This window comes from Rossellomorea sp. GAMAL-10_SWC (genome assembly GCF_049568075.1).
Classification (GTDB): domain Bacteria; phylum Bacillota; class Bacilli; order Bacillales; family Bacillaceae_G; genus Gottfriedia.
The window spans coordinates 1,138,712-1,155,971 of the sequence record NZ_CP144911.1 but is presented as its reverse complement, the minus strand read 5'-3'; the positions used below and the strand labels follow the sequence as shown (position 1 = coordinate 1,155,971).

The window sequence follows — 17,260 nt, the reverse complement described above, 5'->3', positions numbered from 1 at the left end:
TCTTCTATCATTTATTAATTAGAAAGATAATTACTTAATTAAATTTCCTCTTTCACTTGCTACTACAATTTCACCAGACTTAACTTTGTTAAATACATCATTAACTTTTGTTAAAGTATCAGAACTTAAGTTTGGATTTTCTTTTGGTAAACCAATACCATCATTTTTTGCATCGTAAGTTAAAGTTTGTCCACCAGGGAATTTTTTATCTTTTTCAGCTTTAACCATATCAGAAGCTGCTTTTGCAACACCTTTCATAGCTGAAGTTAAAATTACTGATTTGTTATCTTTATAAACTCCATCAGCGTACTGATCTACGTCTACACCAACAACCCAAACTTCTTTACCACTAGCTACTCTGTTTTTAGCTTCAGTAATAGCACCTTGTCCTACTCCACCTGCTGCAGCGAAAATCGCTTTAACGCCACGGTCATACATTTGAGCTGCAATTTGTTGACCTGCTGCTTTGTCTGTAAAGCTTCCAGAATAAACAACGTTATTAGCTTTTAAAGAAATGCTAGTTCCAAGTTTCTCGTTTGCATATTTAATACCTTGTTGGAATCCCCAGTTATATTTTTGAACTGCTGGAATTTCCATACCACCGATAAATCCAACATCACCAGTTTTTAATTGAACTGCTGTTGCAATACCAGCTAGGTAGCCAGCTTCATGTTCTGAGAAGAAAATTGAAACTGTGTTATCTTTTACATTTGGAGTAAAATCTTTAGCTGTATGTGGAGTACCATCGATAATGACAAATTTGTCATCTTTATATTTATCTTGCGCTTTGTTAATTGCTGTTTCAAATTTATAACCAGGAGTTATGATAAATTGAAACCCTGCATCATTTAAGTTTCCGATTTCTTTTAAGTAATCTGCTTCAGTTTCACCAGCAGGTTTTAAGTATTTTGTATCTTGCTTAAGATTAAAACCTAAATCTTTAGCTCCAGCTTGGATCCCTTCCCAAGTACCTTGGTTAAATGACTTATCATCAATCGTACCAGAGTCAGTTACCATCCCTACTTTAAATGCGCCTTTTGCGTCTTTTGTATCTCCACCTTTACCACAAGCACCTAAAATTGTACCTGCTGCTAAGGCCATTGAAAGAACAAGACCAGCTTTTTTCATCTTCATAAAAATTTGCCCCCTTAAATTTTTATTTACATTTGTACTAGCTTGGTTTATAATCGTTATCTTAACGATCCACCTCCCTAATAATTTTAATGAAATTTCAGTAAACTATATTTGGAAACCCGCCAAAACTTATTTTTCGTAAATATTAATTTGGCTATACAATTTAATTTCTTTTTCTTAAAACATTAAAGCTGAACTGATCAGCTCTGAAGTAATTATAAGAATGTAAAACTGCACGGTTTAAATCGTCAAAATGTAACTGTTCGATTAATAATAATGAAACATCTGGTTCACACTGTAATAAAGGAGAAACTTTATCGTGGTATCCGATAGGTTCAATTCTTGCACTTGAATATTCGATATTTCGACCGGTTTCTTTTTTGATGAATGTAAAGAACGAATGATCTTCATATGAAGGAACCTGTTTAAAATAATTAGTCGGTAATTTATCAATGCAATAAACTACAGGTTCACCATTTGCTGTTCGAATTCTTTCTACTACGTGCATACGATCATCTTCCGTGATTGTGAAGCTTTTTAAATCTTCCTTCGTAGGAACTAATAGTTTAGAAGATAGAAAGATTGTACCAGGTTCTTTACCTGCATCAATGATCATTTCTGACACACTACTTAATTGTTCAATGCCTGTCCTAAAAATTGGTTTCGGTTTCACAAATGTCCCGACCCCGTGTCTTCTTACTAAGATATTTTCTTCTTCTAAAACTCTTAATGCTTCTCTTAATGTTGCTCTTGATACTCCAAAAATTTTAGATAACTCATACTCTGATGGTAACTTATGATGTGGCAAGTAAATACCATTCTCAATATCTTGTTTTATTCGATCCATCACTTGGAGATAAAGTAATCTGGTGTCTGTTTTAATCTTCATTTCCCATCCCCCAAACTTCGGATTTCAGACATCAGTTGTTAGACATCTGTCGTATAATCCTTCTTTACTATACTGTTATTTTTTACTCATTTCAACACTTTTTTGTAAACGCTTTATTTTTTATTTCGTTAATGAATCATTTGTTCATATTTAACAAAAAAACTCTTATAATCTACCGTTCCACTTAGTGAAAAAGCTAGATTATAAGAGTTTTAGATTTTCGTAAATATAAATCATTTCTCCATAATAATGCTTTTTCCCCATAGTATTGCAAATATTGGTTGCAATGTAGAAACTTCCGACCCATTATGTCGATATTATATGAGGACTATCAATTTATCTGAAGAAATAATATCATTGTATGTCTAAAAATGTCAATAATGTTTCGACAATTTTTTCTTTTTGTTTAAGACAAGGCTTGCTCATCTTCCACTGGTTTACTAATTAATACTTCCCTAGGTTTACTACCTTCATACGGACCAACTATACCATTATCTTCCATCGCATCAATTAATCTGGCAGCTCTTGTATAACCAATTCTAAACCTTCTTTGTAGTAGTGATACCGAGGCTGATTGCATATTTGTTACTAACTCAACAGCTTCATTATAAAGATCATCATTCACTTCAGATTTCCCATCTTTTTCCTCTTTTACCATCATTTCTTCTTGGTATTGAGCCTTTTGTTGAGAGATTGAAAACTCGACTACTCTTTCAACTTCATCATCAGATAAAAATGCTCCTTGTACTCGAATTGGTTTAGATGCACCGATTGGTTGATATAACATATCTCCTCTTCCTAATAGTTTTTCTGCTCCACCAGTATCAAGAATTGTACGAGAATCTGTTTGAGAAGAAACACTAAAAGCAATTCGAGAAGGTATATTTGCTTTAATGACACCCGTGATAACGTCAACGGACGGTCGTTGTGTAGCAATAATTAAGTGGATACCCGCTGCACGAGCCATTTGAGCTAATCTAGTGATTGAATCTTCCACGTCACTCGAAGCTACCATCATTAAGTCAGCTAACTCATCAACAATCACGACGATAAATGGTAATAAAGGTTGTTTCGAATCAGTCATCGTATTATTTTGTTTCGTTAATTCGTTATATCCTTCGATATTTCTAGTACCTGAATGAGAAAAAAGCTCATATCTTCTTTCCATTTCACTAACAACTTTTCGTAACGCTTGTGAAGCCTTTTTAGGGTTTGTTACAACCGGAGTTAGCAAATGAGGAATACCATTATAAACATTTAATTCAACCATCTTCGGATCAATTAGCATTAGTTTTACTTCAGATGGTTTAGCATTCATTAGGATACTAACAATGATTCCATTTATACATACACTTTTTCCACTACCTGTTGCCCCGGCTACTAGTAAGTGCGGCATTTTATTAAGCTCTGCAAATACAGCATCACCAGCAATATCTTTACCTAACGATACAGCTAATGGATTTTGTAATTTCGGATTTTTTGCTTCGAGAACTTCTCTAAGTAATACAGTCGTTATACTCGTATTAGGGACTTCAATTCCTACAGCAGATTTACCTGGAATCGGAGCTTCAATTCGAATGTCTTTGGCTGCAAGTGCAAGTGCTAAATCATCACTAAGATTAACAATACGACTAACTTTTACGCCTGCTTCAGGGTATACTTCATATTTTGTTACTGCAGGTCCATGATGTACTTTTGTGACTGTAGCCTTTACACCAAAACTTTGAAATGTTCTTTCAAGCTTGTCCGCATTTTCCTTTAGTTTGGATTCATTTTCACGTTTTTTAGCACCCTTTGGGTAGGCCAATAAATCCATTGATGGCAATACGTAATCTACTTTATCATCAATACCTACTTCTGCAACTGGCAATTCGATAGACTGATCGTCTTCCTCTGCAAAATGAGCCTGGATTTGATTTGAATTATTTGCGATGATCAATTCTGGCTCCTTAGGTGGCTGATATGTAGGAGAATACTCGATTTGAATTTCTTTTTTCGGCTCGATGTTCTCATCTTCATATGAATTTTTAACTTGGTAATTTAAACTATTACCAGCAGACACTTCTTCTTCATGATCATTGTCTTCATATGAATCTTTCTTTGATTTTCTCTTTTGCTTAGCCTCAGCTCGTCTACTAGTCGTTTTTTGATCACGACCACGCTTCCAGAAATTTGTAAAATCCTTCCAAGTATCTGAAATTAAATTTCTTACTTTTGGCATTATATATTGATAGATATAACCACCAAGTGGCTTACCAGTAATAAATAAAACTCCCGCAACAATTGCAATGATTCCGAATAGAATCGCACCGGTTCGGTCAAATAAGAAATATAAAACTGCAAAAAGTATCGCTCCAATCATACCTCCACCAAGATCCACCGTACTAATTTTGCCTTTGGCTTCAATTAAAAATAAATCTAGCGTACTTTTTATGACAGATTGATCGTGAAATTGATTATTTTTTGCTAATAAATCAAATAGAGTAACATGACTAAACATCAATATACTAAAGAAGATTAACAATCCACCAATCGTAATACTCGAAACAAATGGAGGTCTTTTTCGATAAATTATGCTATATGCAGATAAACCGATGATAAAAAGAAAACTAAGCATGTACCATTCCCCAAAGAAGAATCTCAAGAATAATACAAAGGCTTTACCTACAATACCAAGCTTTAATATTGTTACGATTGATAGTGCTAAAAATATTAATCCACTAATTTCATACCATATTGAACCATTGCCAGTTACTGATTTTCGAGCTTTTGACTTTTGCTGCTTCTGCTTTGCCATGTAATTCACCCCCATCAAAATTTGCAGATTCGCCAAAGAAAGCAGCCTTTTGGCTGCTTTCTTAAATTGAATTTATTATAACATATCAGAACATATGTTTACCATGTATTGTTAATAATTACCTCAAGTTGGAAGAACTAAAATTCTTTGACCAGGTGTATATTGCATAAAATGCTGCGGATCGGTACTTACAATTCTTTTAATTTCAAAAGCTGTACCCCCAACACTATCAACCAACATTGGAACACCATTGTATTCCAAAAACTGCTGCGATGTGTATTCTTGTTGATCAACAGGAAAAATCGATTCAATTGGCATTATTGTATAAAGAATCAAAATTCATTCTCCTCTTTATTAGACTTTTCTTTTCGTTCGTCAATTAATTCCTGCAACTTACTTAGTGCTTGCCCAATCCCACCTACATCATCAATTAGTCCATATTTTACTGCATCTCCACCGACTACATTTGAGCCGATATCTCTTGTTAAATTACCTTTTGTAAACATTAATTCCTTGAAACGTTCTTCCGTAATATTCGAGTGCTTCGTAACAAAACGAGTTACCCTTTCTTGCATTTTATCAAGATATTCAAACGTTTGAGGTACACCAATTACTAAGCCAGTTAGACGAATTGGATGGATCGTCATTGTTGCCGTTTCCGCGATAAATGAAAAGTCAGTACTCACTGCAATTGGTACTCCGATACTATGTCCACCACCTAAAACGATTGATACAGTAGGTTTCGTTAATGTTGCTATCATTTCTGATATCGCAAGACCAGCTTCCACGTCTCCACCGACAGTATTTAGAACAATTAATAATCCTTCAATCTTAGGATTTTGTTCAATTGCAACTAATTGCGGGATTAAATGTTCATATTTCGTTGTCTTGTTTTGAGGTGGTAATGCTACATGCCCTTCAATTTGTCCAATTATCGTTAGACAATGAATTTTTGAATCATTGCTTGCTGGAACATTTGTTTGTCCTAATTGCTGAATTTTTTCAACAATGCTCATATCCTTTTGATCATTTGGCTTTGGAGGTGCATCTTCGTTTGGAATAGGTGTTTCATTATTTGAATTTGTCAAAACGGTTCCCCCTATCATTTTTCATACAAGTTAGTATGTGAAAATAATAAGGAAATCATACCCATCTTGGATTAAGAAGTACCTAGTTTTTAAAATTATACTTCCATTAATATCGGAAGAATCATTGGTCTTCTTTTTGTTTCTTCATATAAGAAAGCGCTTAATCCATCTCTAATTGAATTTTTTAATAATGTCCATTCAATTTGATCGTTCTGTAACATTTTTTCTGTAATGTCTTTTACAATTTCAGTTGCTCTAGTTATTAATTTTTCGGACTCACGAACATATACAAAGCCACGAGTTATAATTTCCGGACCAGAAATGATTGCTTTCTTTTGCTTGTTAAACGTTACGACAACGATTAGTATTCCATCTTGAGAAAGTAGCTTACGATCACGTAATACGATATTTCCAACATCACCGACACCAATTCCGTCAATTAAAACGTTGCCAACTTCTACTCTCTCAGTACGAGAAGCTTGACCATTTTTAAACGAAACGATGTCCCCTTTTTCAATAATAAAAATATCTTCTTTTGCCATCCCTACTTCTTCTGCAATATGTGAATGTGCTTTTTGCATTCGATATTCACCATGAACTGGTATGAAATATTTTGGCTTCATTAATTCAAGCATTAATTTTAATTCTTCTTCATAGCCATGGCCAGATACATGTACCTTTTTATAACCATAAATAACATTTGCGCCAGCTCTAAATAATAGATTAACAGAAGATGAAACTAACATTTCATTTCCTGGAATAGGTGTTGCCGCCATTAGTACAGTATCACCTTTTCGGATTGAAACTTGTTTATGCGTACCTTTAGCTATTTTTGAAAGGGCTGCCATCGGTTCTCCTTGAGTACCGGTTGTAAGGATGACAATATCTCTTTCTTTATAATTATCTGTATCCACAACTGAAATCATTAAATCATCAGGAATCGATAAATAATCTAATTCCTTCGCTATTTCAATCGATTTCATCATACTACTTCCGACTACTGCTAGTTTTCTACCAGAAGCTACACTTGCATTAATAACCTGTTGGATTCGATATATATTTGAGGAAAAGCAAGCTACTAAAACTCTTCCTTTGGCATTCATGATTTCTTTTTTAATTTCTTCTGATACTTTCTTCTCAGACCCCGAAAACCCTTGTCTTTCTGCGTTTGTACTATCAGATAGCAAACATAAGACTCCTTTATCTCCTATTAATGCTAATTTACCTAAATCAGCTCCTGGATAAGGACTTTTCGATTGATCAAACTTGAAATCTCCAGTAAAAACGACAGCACCTTGTGGTGTATTTACACAAAATCCAAATGAATCAGGAATACTGTGAGTAGTCCTAAAAAAGCTAATTGAACTATTTTCAAATGTTAATAAAGTAGTTTCGTCATATAGTTCAAATTGCTCAAGGTTTTTAATACCCTTTTCACTTAATTTTTCTCTTATAAATAAATAAGCTAATTTATTCGTGTAAAACTTTACTTGTGGAAGCTTATTCATAATATATGGAATCGCACCAATATGATCTTCATGCCCATGTGTTATAAAAACACCTACAACTTTATGTGCGTTCTTCTCTAAATAACTTACATCAGGTATGACATGATCTATTCCGTACATTTCTTGGTCAGGAAATTTTAAACCTGCATCTAATACGTAAATCAAATCACTAACTTCGACTACATACATGTTTTTTCCGATTTCTCCTACCCCACCAAGGGCAAAAACTTTTACTTGTTCCTTCATTTCCTTCACCACAACTTGTTCCTCCTAGTTAGTTCTTTAAATTGACAGACCGTTCAAAATCTTACAAACATTATATCCTAGTCCGAACAGGTAAAACAAGATACATTCTTCCTTAAATAGGAAAAACGAATTACTTTGGGTATGTATTTTTAATTAATTTTTAACAAAATGATAGTTAATAAAATGAATGGTACCTGATTTCCACTACAGTAATAAATGTTTTCATTATTTTTTACGTTCTACAATTTTGAATTCCTGTTTATAAAAAACTTTCCTTGTTCTAATGTTGAACCAAATTGGAAATATGGAAAAACCGATACTTGTCTAAGTATCGGTTTTGTCTATATTGATCATAAAACCGTCTTTACTTTGTTTAATTGTAATGCTATCAATTGAACTATTATCAATTACAATACTTTCGGCTGTGTTACTGTCATTTGAATTGATATCAATTGAAACGTTATCAGTAGAATTACTATCACTTGGATTGCTATCATTAGAGCTAATATCAATCGAATCAATCGAACTGTCATCAGCTATCTTACCATCAATTATACTACTATCAGTGATACTGCTATTCGAAATAGTACTATTCATTATAGTGCAATTCGATATTATACTATTTGTAATCATGCAATTTGTAATATTACAATTTGTAAGTTTACAATTTGTAATTTCGCAATTTGTCATGATATTTCCATTAATACTTATACCATTGAAGGCGCTATTAGCAGAACTGTTTGCGTCAAAATTGCTAACATTAGCATTGCTATCAGTTGCATTACTTATATCTGAACTGACATTAGTAGTAAGATCAGTTGAATGATTGTTATTTGTACTAACTTCAATATTAGTATCATTTGAACTACTACTTTTGTTAATAACTTTATAAAAAGGTATACCCTTTCTTCTTGGATCATATGTTGTTGACATCTATATTCCTCTTTCTTTTCCTATAATTAAGGCTAATAAAAATTTTAATATTTAAAACATTTATTACTAAAGCAAACTGTAGATTAGGAATTTAATTGATGTGAAAAGTGCGGACTTCTTTGTGAGCATTAGAATAAAATTAAACGTACACTCAGAAGATGGTTTGACATTTGTCCCATTAAACTTGTCCGTAATGAAGCGATAATTAATACATCTACATTGGTAGAAATAAGGTTTTAAAAATGGCCTGTACAAGCAATATATGTAGACAAAGTTAATTTGAATATGTATCTACCTATTTTAAAAAATTACATTATTTTCCATATAATTAAATGATGTTGTTAAAGTTTAATACTTATGTATTCGGTTCAATTAACTACCACTGTAAAAAGAACTCATAAAGCTCTTCCTACCAGATCGAAAATAATTCCATTAGTCTAAAGGTTTTTACTTATAGAATGGTCAATTTTTAGTTAATACAGGAATATGAATAATTTAGAAAAGGAGGATGCGAATGAATTTTAATGAAAGTGAGTCCCATACTTTAAACAACCTATTCAAACAACGTACCAATCCTCCCATTAATAACGGTGAAGATCAATTTAATTCCATCTATAGTAACCAATGGATCTATAAGGATAATCGATCAAAAAAATTAAATCTTACTAAATTCGTAGACGAATTACCCATCCCACCCGTTTTAACCCCATGCTGGAAAGATCATTTTTATACTTATTATGAAGTAACGATGACGGAGTTTAAGCAATCGCTCCATAGTGAGTTAAATGACTCAACTGTTTGGGGGTACGAAGGAAGCTATCCTGGACCTACAATTAAAGTAGAGCAAGGTGAAATCGTGTTTATTAAATGGATCAATGCTCTCCCAGACAAACACCTGTTTCCGATAGATTATACTGTTCATGGTGCTCACAAAGATGTCCCTCAAGTAAGGACAGTTGTACATGTACATGGTGCTTGTGTTGAACCTGAAAGCGATGGCTATCCTGAAGCTTGGTTTACAAAAGATTATAAACAAGTTGGTCGTTATTTTAGAAAGCAAGTATATCGATATGATAATTGCGATTGTGCATCTACGCTTTGGTACCATGATCATGCACTTGGTATTACAAGGCTTAATATTTATGCTGGTTTAGCAGGATTCTATCTAATTAGTGATCAGAAGGAAAGTTCATTAAATTTACCGAATGGGAGATATGATGTGCCGCTATTGATACAAGATAAAAGTTTTAAACAAGATGGTTCACTTTATTATCCAGAACAGCCAGATCAACCAATCAAAGAACTACAAACGTCTATTATCCCAGAATTTGTTGGTGATACAGTAATCGTGAATGGTAAAGTTCATCCTTATTTAAACGTGGAACCAAGAAAATATCGATTTAGGTTATTAAACGGTTCCAATTCACGCTTTTTTCGAATTAAGCTTGATTCTGGTCAACTTATGTATCAAATCGCAACTGAGGGTGGATTCATGCAGCATCCGATTGGAATCAATGAGCTCATGTTATCACCAGCAGAACGAGCAGAAGTAATTATCGATTTTACGAATCTTGAGGGTAAGAAGATTATTATGCAGAATGATGCTCCTACCCCATTTCCATCTGGAAGACCTGTTGATGAAAATACGGGAACTGTGATGCAATTTCTAGTTACATTGCCATTGTCAAACGTGGATACGAGTATGATACCAGCTAATATGGTGACTATTCCAAAAATATATGAACAGTCTGCTTCAATGCAGCGATACTTAACATTAGATCACAAGATGGATCAGTATGGACGAGAAATTATGTTATTGGATAATAAACATTGGGATGCCCCCATTACAGAAAATCCGAAATTGGGAACGACCGAAATATGGTATTTAATTAACATAACGCCAGATGCTCATCCTATACATCTCCACTTAATTGATTTCCAAATCTTAGATCGTAGAAACTTTGATGTAGAAAAGTATAAAAAGGAAAGAATCATTCAGTACACAGATCCACCGACTCCACCAAAGCCACAAGAATGTGGATGGAAGGACACTGTTCAAGCTAATCCAAATCAAGTAACTAGAATAATCATGAGGTTTGGGCCATTCACAGGATTATATGTTTGGCACTGTCATATGTTGGAGCACGAGGACTATGAAATGATGAGACCATTTATTGTGATTCAATAGGAGAATTCTGTTTTTTTTTTGAGGATTTAGTCCATACATTAAAAAAACAACCACTTACGCCATCCAAATTAATCGGATTAATTGTAAGTGGTTTTGTTATTAATTACTTTGTAATGCTTCGTCTAATTTATTTATTAATATACCGATCGTTGTGCGTTCAGCTTCTGAAAGTGGTACAAGCGGTAAACGAACTCCACCAACATCTAAACCTTTCATTTGTAAAGCTGTTTTGATTGGACCTGGACTTGGAGCCATGAAGAATCCTTCAAATAATGGTAATAGTTTACGGTGTAAGAATTGTGCTTTAGCCATATCTCCTGTAAAGAAGCTTTCAGCTAATTGCTGCATTTCATTTCCTAATACGTGTGATGCAACTGAAACAGTTCCCTTTGAACCAATTGCAAATGCAGGAAGTGTTAGGCCGTCGTCACCACAATATAATTCAAAATCTTCAGGAGTACGGTCAATAATTTCTGTCATGATGCTTAAGTTACCAGTCGCATCTTTAATTGCAACTACATTCGGGATTTCTGCTAATCTTACAACTGTATCTACAGAAAGGCTAGCTACTGTTCTACCTGGTACATTATATAACATTACAGGCAGTTCAGTACTTTCAGCTGCCGCTTTAAAGTGTTGATATAATCCTTCTTGGTTCGGTTTATTATAATAAGGTACAACTACCATTATTGCATCTACACCTAAAGCAGAAACCTTTTTCGTTAATTCAACTGTTTCACGAGTATTATTACTTCCTGTACCCGCGATTACAGGTACTCTTCTGTCTGCAGCTGAAACAACATGGCTAATTAATGCTAACTTTTCTTCAGAAGTTAACGTTGGAGATTCTCCAGTTGTTCCACAAACTACGATTGAATCCGTACCATTCTCAATTAAGTAGTTCACAAGTTTTGTTGTTTTTGCGAAATCAATATTTCCTTTTGAATCAAAAGGTGTTACCATCGCTGTTGAAATTTTACCAAATCTACTCATTGTTCCACTCCGATCAAAAATTAATCCACTTTAACTGAACTAAGTTCAAATGCATCATGAAGTGCAGTAACTGCTTCGACCATATCTTCATTTTTGACAAGTACCCAAATTGTTGTATGACTGTCAGCTGATTGTAAAATTTGAATCCCTTTTTCAGCTAATGCAGTTACAATTTTTGAAGTTACGCCAGGTACTCCTGCAATTGCCGCTCCAACTATTGATACTTTTGCACATCCTGTAGTGTATGAAGGCTCATAGCCAATACCTTTTAATACATCAATCGCTTTTGAAGCAACTTCATCACTTACAGTGTATACTACACCATTAGGTGAGATATTAATAAAGTCTACACTTATTCCTTTATTTGCCATTGCTTTAAATACTTGAGAATGTAAATCAAAAGTATGTTCCTTTGAAGTTACTCTAATTTGCGTAACATCCGGTACATGTGCGATTCCTGTAATTAAACGATCTTGAATATTCTCACCAATAATTCGTTGTGTAGGATTCGATGTTACTAGTGTACCTAAACTATTTGAATAAGTTGATCGAATTCGAATAGGTACCTTCCCTTGCATCGCGATTTCTACAGCTCTAGGATGAATTACTTTCGCTCCTTGATATGCCATATTACAAATTTCCGCATAAGTAACAACTGATAAAGGTCTTGCTTCTTTTACAATCCTTGGATCTGCTGTCATTACGCCTTCAACGTCAGTAAAGATTTCAATAGTTTCTGCGCCAACAGCAACCCCTAGTGCAGAAGCAGAAGTATCACTTCCACCTCTACCTAATGTTGTGATATCACCATTAGATGTTGATCCTTGGAATCCTGCTACTACTACTACATCATAGTTTTCTAGCTCTTTAATTAGACGGCCGCATTTCATATCAAGAATTTTTGCATTTCCAAATTCATCATTTGTTCGGAAACCTGCAGTTGCACCTGTCATTGCCATGGCATGAATACCGTTTTCATTCAATAAATTTGAAAAAACAATTGATGAAATCGTTTCACCACATGACATTAATAAATCAAGTTCTCTTTGTGTTACCTGACTTTTTTTTGCGCCAACTAGATTTAATAGTGTATCTGTTGCATATGGTTCACCTTTTCGTCCCATAGCAGAAACAACTACTACTAATTTATATCCTTTTTCTAATGCTTCTTTTATATGCTTAAGTGCGTGCTTTCTTCCATTTTCGTCACGTACTGAAGTCCCTCCAAATTTTTGGACTAATATTTTCATTTTTGCACCTCTCTAGCCGTTTTCACTAAATGATGCTTAACTCAATTAATCTTTCAGCAATTTGCACTGAATTCCAAGCAGCACCTTTTAATAGATTATCTGAAACGATCCATAAATGGAATCCAAATGGATTATCTAGGTCTTTACGGATACGTCCTACAAATACTTCATTACTTCCAATACTGTAAAATGGCATTGGATATAGTTGTTGTTCTGGATCATCTTGTAAAACGATTCCAGGTGCATCACTTAAAAGTGATTTAAGTTCAGCTACCGAAACTTCCTTATCAACTTCAATATAAACAGACTCTGAGTGACCAGAAATTACAGGAAGCCTTACACAAGTTGCGCTAATTTGTAATTCAGGTAAATGCATGATTTTTTTCGTTTCATTAATCATTTTCATTTCTTCATAAGTATATCCATTCTCAGTAAATACATCGATTTGTGGAATTGCGTTAAAAGCAATTTGATAATGTTTCTCACCACTTTTTACTGGTAATACTGATGGAGTCGCTTCTTCACCATTTAAGAATGCTTGCGCTTGTTCCTTTAATGCTTCAATTGCTGTAACTCCAGCACCAGAAACGGCTTGGTAAGTTGAAACTACTACTTTATTTAAACCAATTGTTTGACGAATTGGTTCTAGGGCAACAACCATTTGGATTGTTGAACAGTTAGGATTTGCAATAATACCTTTATGATTAAATAAATCTTTGTCATTTACTTCAGGTACAACTAAAGGCACATCTTCAGCCATTCTAAATGCACTAGTGTTATCTACTACTACTGCCCCTCTTTTAACTGCTTCAGGAGCTAGATCTTTTGATACTGAGCCACCCGCACTAAATAAAGCAATATCAACACCTTCAAAAGCTTCAGGAGTAGCTTCTTGTACGATTACTTCTTCACCTTTATATGTTAATTTTGTTCCTGCAGAACGTTTTGAAGATAAATATTTAATTTCTTTTACTGGAAAATTTCTTTTCTCTAATGTTGCAATCATTTGTTGTCCAACTGCTCCAGTTGCACCTACTACAGCTACTACATAACTTTGTTTATTCCCCACTTTTTTTGCACCATCCCTGTTTTCACTTTTATTAAATAGTTTACGTCAAATGAAGTTTATATTCAAAGGTTTTCGCTTGAATAATTGATTTCATAGTAACGAGTATGTATCCAATGACACATACTCAATTTTCTTCATTCTAACATAGAAAAAATAATTCAGTCCTATTTTTTCTAAAATATTTATTGGAGATCGCGATATTTTTCAACTAAAACAGGTTGAAGTTGTTTTCCTTCAATAGAAGATTTCACTGTATCAAGCAATGAATCCATTCTTGCCACTAATGAATTCGGTTTTTTAATTGGATCATCCTGACCAAAGGGAATAAAATAGATATTTTTTGTACTCATTAAACGCATTAAATTATGACTTAGAGGATAATACCGATCTAAAAGGAATATCATTGGTTTGGGACAGTAAAAAATTGACTTTAAAAGGAGCCGAGTAAAGGATTTAAAAGGGGATTGAAACAAAAAATTAAGCTTGTAAAATAATTTTTAAGATCTCACCCTAATGATTGTAATGAACGATATATTTAGCGTAAACAGAATCAAGTTGTTTTTTAATGCAAGTATTATAAAATGTTTGTTTATAATCAGTATATAGTACCTTTAAAAACCGATCTCTAATTGATTTAATCGTCAAATTATGAAACCGTAAATAAGTTTCAGTCCAAAATACCATATTGTTTGAAAAAGTTTCATCGTCGATTTCAAAAAATGTCCGTACAGCTCGAACACCAATATTCCCCATTAAAACAGTAACATCTTCCACGTCTACATTTGCATCTAGTTCAAAAATAATAATCTCATGGTCGTTTCTAGTTCTATTATTTGCACCTTTAAGTGAATAACCTATTAATTCACCATTTGTAAGATTAAAAGCAACTACACCTTTAGCATAATCTAAGGCCCAGTTATTATAAGCTAGTTCTATGACATCTTTTATTCTTACATTTAATATTAAATGTTCAGCAAGTTTACGTTCGATCAATTTTTCCTTTGAAATATATTGTTTTTTTAAATGATATTCGATAATAACCAACATTCCTCTCTATGATGAATATTTAGAATCACTATCACTATAATTACGATCGTAATGTAAAAAAAATGACAGATTTTTGAGTAATCTGTCTCAGAATTTTTCTGAAATACATGAACCATCTTGATCATGGTCACTATTATATCTGCAGTTAAATTGATTGCATATTTAGTTTTTTACCGTTGTATAAGTACAAAAATATTGTTTCTCAAGCAATATAGACTTTTGGAAAAATAGTTAATACTGCTTTGACCAAGATAACAAATAAAAAAAGCACCCCCTTTTTAGGTGCTTACTAATAAGTTCATCCTACTGATCATCTTTCTTATACAATTCTTCTTTAACAATCTTCCGGCCAATTGTATGGATTTCTTCAATAATTTTCTTTCTATTTTCTTCTGTCACATCATTTGGCGCAATTATATTCACTTTTGTTTTTCCAAATTGATAGGTAGCAGTAAATTCTGTTTGTTTACTCAGTATCACCACCCCCATAATTCATTGTATGTTTAGTTTTATGACGGACTAACCAATCTTTTGTTGTCGATTGATTCAAAAATTAATTAATTCCTTAATTAGACATATATATAGTCTATGAGGTGATTAAATGGAACGAGTTGCATTGTACTTGCGTAAAAGTCGAGCAGATTTAGATGCAGAAGCTAGAGGTGAAGGTGAGACCTTATCAAAGCATAAGGAGCAGCTTTTAAAATTCGCTAAGGAACAGAATTTAAATATCATTTGTATCCGACAGGAAATTGCATCTGGTGAATCGCTTGTTTATCGGCCGGAAATGTTAAAACTTTTACAAGAAGTTGAAGAATTTAAATATGATGGCGTGTTAGTAATGGATATGGACCGTCTTGGACGCGGTAATATGAAGGAGCAGGGTATTATTTTAGAAACGTTTAAATCATCTAGAACTAAAATAATTACACCGAGAAAGACCTATGACCTTCATGATGAATTTGATGAAGAATACAGTGAATTTGAGGCATTTATGGCGCGAAAAGAATTAAAAATAATTACACGTAGACTTCAACGAGGTCGAGTATTATCTGTCCAAAGAGGAAATTATTTAGGAACCTTTGCACCTTATGGATATGAGATTTATGAAACGAAGGAATTCCGCTCTTTACGTATTAATAGCAATCAGGCAAAGGTAGTAAAAAGTATTTTTGAATGGTATACGAAGGATTTGATCGGTGCAAATGAAATTGCCAACCGTTTAAATCAATTGAATATCCTTTCCTATACTGGAAAAAGGTGGAGTTACCATTCCATTTTGGAGATGATAAAAAATCCTATTTATAGCGGTAAGGTGACTTGGAATAAAAAATCAAGTAAAGGTATAAGAAAACCAAAATCTGACTGGTTAATTGTTGATGGAAAACATGAAGCAATCATTGACCTTGATATATACAACTCAGCACAAGATATTTTAAATAGCCGATACCATGCTCCTTATAATAGTAAATTAAGTAATCAGCTAGCTGGAATAATGTTTTGTAGTAAATGTGGATCAAAATTACAGCAGCGTTATCCAAAGGGTAAGCCTAGACAAATTGTGTGTACAAATAACCGTTGTAATACTCGCTCTTCCTATACTCATTTAATTGAAGAAAAACTCTTACAAGGGTTAGAAATTTGGTTAAAAGAATACAAAATAAGTTTTACGAATCAACCCGACGAGGAAGATTTTGAAGTAATTAATTTAAAAAAACAGGCTCTTAAACAAATTGAAAATGAATTAGATGAAGTAGTAAAACAAAAAAATAATTTATTTAATTTACTAGAACGTGGTGTTTATGATGAATCAATTTACAATGAACGTTCTGAAATCGTCTCTAATCGACTAAAAAAACTTTCAAATAGTAAGACATTAATTTTGGATGAATTAGCTAAATATCACAATAGAGAGTTGCTAAACGAACAATTTATCCCAACCTTTGAAAAAGTGTTAGATTTATATTACAAAACAACTGATATAGAACTTAAAAATCGTCTTCTAAAATCAGTTTTATTTAAAGTTGAGTATCAAAAAGAGCCACATCAAAAACTAGATGATTTTACACTTATACTTTACCCAAAGCTCCCCAGGTGACCGTGTTAACTGATTTGGTA

At 33.4% G+C, this 17,260-nt stretch carries 14 protein-coding genes, 1 pseudogene and 1 riboswitch; of the genes and pseudogenes, 2 read left to right on the top strand and 13 right to left on the bottom strand.

The annotated features are described in order from the left end of the window. Positions 1–30: 30 nt before the first annotated feature. The 7 genes from V5E38_RS05525 to V5E38_RS05495 form a co-directional block, all read right to left on the bottom strand. Positions 31–1,128: a BMP family lipoprotein gene (locus V5E38_RS05525; RefSeq protein ID WP_499213515.1), complete on the bottom strand. Its 1,098-nt coding sequence runs from the start codon at positions 1,126–1,128 to the stop codon at positions 31–33. Between the two features lie 169 nt (positions 1,129–1,297). Further along, entirely contained in the window at positions 1,298–2,023 is a 726-nt protein-coding gene (locus V5E38_RS05520; protein ID WP_056470769.1) for a GntR family transcriptional regulator, read from the bottom strand. A 243-nt stretch (positions 2,024–2,266) separates the two neighbouring features. Further along, a riboswitch (purine riboswitch) is annotated at positions 2,267–2,368 on the bottom strand. A gap of 61 nt (positions 2,369–2,429) precedes the next feature. Continuing rightward, positions 2,430–4,820, bottom strand: coding sequence for a DNA translocase FtsK (locus V5E38_RS05515; protein WP_499212471.1), 2,391 nt, complete (start codon positions 4,818–4,820; stop codon positions 2,430–2,432). A 123-nt stretch (positions 4,821–4,943) separates the two neighbouring features. Then, positions 4,944–5,156 (bottom strand): YlzJ-like family protein, encoded by a 213-nt coding sequence (locus tag V5E38_RS05510; RefSeq protein ID WP_025568559.1) that lies wholly within the window; start codon positions 5,154–5,156, stop codon positions 4,944–4,946. Continuing rightward, positions 5,153–5,836, bottom strand: coding sequence for a ClpP family protease (locus V5E38_RS05505; protein ID WP_286131700.1), 684 nt, complete (start codon positions 5,834–5,836; stop codon positions 5,153–5,155). The genes V5E38_RS05510 and V5E38_RS05505 overlap by 4 nt, the downstream gene beginning before the upstream one ends. Before the next feature lie 167 nt (positions 5,837–6,003). Continuing rightward, complete coding sequence (locus V5E38_RS05500; RefSeq protein ID WP_499212470.1) at positions 6,004–7,674, bottom strand: ribonuclease J; 1,671 nt, start codon at positions 7,672–7,674, stop codon at positions 6,004–6,006. A 312-nt stretch (positions 7,675–7,986) separates the two neighbouring features. Continuing rightward, entirely contained in the window at positions 7,987–8,595 is a 609-nt protein-coding gene (locus V5E38_RS05495; RefSeq protein WP_499212469.1) for a hypothetical protein, read from the bottom strand. Between the two features lie 514 nt (positions 8,596–9,109). On the opposite strand from V5E38_RS05495, the gene V5E38_RS05490 reads away from it, so the two are divergent. Next, positions 9,110–10,783 (top strand): multicopper oxidase family protein, encoded by a 1,674-nt coding sequence (locus tag V5E38_RS05490; RefSeq protein WP_499212468.1) that lies wholly within the window; start codon positions 9,110–9,112, stop codon positions 10,781–10,783. Positions 10,784–10,882: 99 nt separating this feature from the next. On the opposite strand, the gene dapA is transcribed toward V5E38_RS05490, so the two are convergent. From dapA to V5E38_RS05460, 6 genes and pseudogenes are all read right to left on the bottom strand, one after another. After that, a complete protein-coding gene (gene dapA / locus V5E38_RS05485) occupies positions 10,883–11,776 on the bottom strand; it encodes a 4-hydroxy-tetrahydrodipicolinate synthase family protein (RefSeq protein WP_499212467.1) in 894 nt (297 codons plus the stop codon). A gap of 20 nt (positions 11,777–11,796) precedes the next feature. Further along, the gene (gene dapG, locus V5E38_RS05480) at positions 11,797–13,026 is read right to left on the bottom strand and encodes an aspartate kinase (protein WP_499212466.1); all 1,230 of its coding nucleotides are present in this window, start codon (positions 13,024–13,026) and stop codon (positions 11,797–11,799) included. A 25-nt stretch (positions 13,027–13,051) separates the two neighbouring features. Further along, complete coding sequence (asd, locus tag V5E38_RS05475) at positions 13,052–14,095, bottom strand: aspartate-semialdehyde dehydrogenase (RefSeq protein WP_097975448.1); 1,044 nt, start codon at positions 14,093–14,095, stop codon at positions 13,052–13,054. 182 nt (positions 14,096–14,277) lie between these two features. Then, positions 14,278–14,460: pseudogene (gene spoVFB / locus V5E38_RS05470) on the bottom strand (dipicolinate synthase subunit B); the annotation flags it as partial. 145 nt (positions 14,461–14,605) lie between these two features. Then, positions 14,606–15,142 (bottom strand): hypothetical protein, encoded by a 537-nt coding sequence (locus tag V5E38_RS05465; RefSeq protein WP_499212465.1) that lies wholly within the window; start codon positions 15,140–15,142, stop codon positions 14,606–14,608. Positions 15,143–15,445: 303 nt separating this feature from the next. Then, on the bottom strand, positions 15,446–15,622 hold the full coding sequence (locus tag V5E38_RS05460) for a hypothetical protein (RefSeq protein WP_387324557.1): 177 nt from the start codon (positions 15,620–15,622) through the stop codon (positions 15,446–15,448). A gap of 121 nt (positions 15,623–15,743) precedes the next feature. On the opposite strand from V5E38_RS05460, the gene V5E38_RS05455 reads away from it, so the two are divergent. Next, on the top strand, positions 15,744–17,240 hold the full coding sequence (locus V5E38_RS05455) for a recombinase family protein (protein ID WP_499212464.1): 1,497 nt from the start codon (positions 15,744–15,746) through the stop codon (positions 17,238–17,240). The last annotated feature ends 20 nt before the right edge of the window (positions 17,241–17,260 follow it).